2 protein-coding genes are annotated in these 1,323 nt (G+C 75.0%); both read left to right on the top strand.

Translation table 11 applies throughout. The features are described 5' to 3' along the window. Positions 1–492 (top strand): 1,2-phenylacetyl-CoA epoxidase subunit PaaD (paaD, locus tag PROKR_RS21350; RefSeq protein ID WP_036967106.1); only part of this gene is annotated, 492 nt, incomplete at its 5' end. Continuing rightward, positions 492–1,323: FAD-binding oxidoreductase (locus PROKR_RS21345; protein ID WP_036967046.1), on the top strand; the 832-nt coding region annotated here is incomplete at its 3' end. The genes paaD and PROKR_RS21345, both read left to right, overlap by 1 nt.

The raw sequence follows: 1,323 nt of genomic DNA, 5'->3' as shown, positions 1-1,323 counted from the left end.
CGGCCCCGCCCGGCGGCGGGACCGGAGCGCGCGGCGTGGGACGCCGCGGCCGGTGTGACCGACCCGGAGGTACCGGTGCTGTCCATCGAGGACCTGGGCGTGCTGCGCGGCGTGCGGTTCGTGGACGGGGCGCCGGTCGTGGACATCACGCCCACCTACTCGGGCTGCCCCGCCGTCGACGCGATCCGGGACGACGTCGTGGTCGCCCTCGCCGAGCACGGGTTCCCCGGCGCCCGCGTGAACGTGGTGCTCTCTCCCGCCTGGACCACCGACTGGATGAGCGACGCCGGCCGGCGCAAGCTCGCCGAGCACGGGATCGCGCCGCCGGCCCGGCGCGCGGGCGGCGTCGTCCCGCTCGACCTGGGCATCCGGTGCCCGCGGTGCGGGTCGTTGCACACGCGCGAGCTGACGCGGTTCGGGTCGACGTCGTGCAAGGCGCTGTGGGTGTGCAAGCGCTGCGGGGAGCCCTTCGACCACTTCAAGGAGCACTGATGCCGCTCGCCGACGCGCCCGTGCCGGCCGCGCCCACGCGGCGCCGGGCCCGGTTCCACCCGCTCACCGTGGCGGCCGTGCGGCCGCTGACGGCGGACGCGATCGAGGTGACGTTCGAGATCCCCGACGAGCTGGCCGAGGCGTACACCTATGCGCCGGGGCAGTACATCGCCGTCCGCGCCCGGGTGGGGGGCGAGGAGGTGCGCCGCACCTACTCGATCTGCCAGGCGCCGGTGGCCGGGTCGCTCAAGGTGGGCATCAAGCGCGACATGGGCGGGCTGTTCTCGCCGTGGGCGATCGACCACCTCGCGCCCGGGATGACGCTCGACGTGATGAGTCCCGAGGGCCTGTTCGTCTCCCATCGCCCGCCGGGTACCGGCGGGCGAGTGGTCGGCATCGCGGCAGGCTCCGGCATCACCCCGATGATGTCGCTCGTGGAGCACACGCTGGGCTCCGCGCCGGACAGCACGTTCGACCTGGTCTACTCGAACCGGACCACCACGGACACGATGTTCGTGGACGAGCTCGCCGACCTCAAGGACCGGTACCCCGCCCGGCTGGCCCTGCACCACGTGCTCACCCGCGAGCGCCGGGGCGCCGAGCTCCTGTCGGGCCGGCTCGACGCAGCGCGGCTGCGCCGCATCATGACGTCGCTGATCGGGCCCGCCGACGTCGACGAGTGGTTCCTGTGCGGGCCGTTCGAGGTGGTGCAGGCGTGCCGCGCGGTGCTGACGGACCTGGGGGTGCCGCCGGAGCGCGTACGGCACGAGCTGTTCACCACGGGTCGCCCCGACCGGCCGACGGCGCCCCGGGGCGCCCCGCCGGCCGGGG

Origin of the sequence: Promicromonospora kroppenstedtii DSM 19349 (assembly GCF_000515355.1) — a bacterium.
GTDB lineage: Bacteria > Actinomycetota > Actinomycetes > Actinomycetales > Cellulomonadaceae > Promicromonospora > Promicromonospora kroppenstedtii.
Note: the sequence above shows the minus strand (reverse complement) of the source record. Positions and strands in the feature narration are given on the sequence as shown.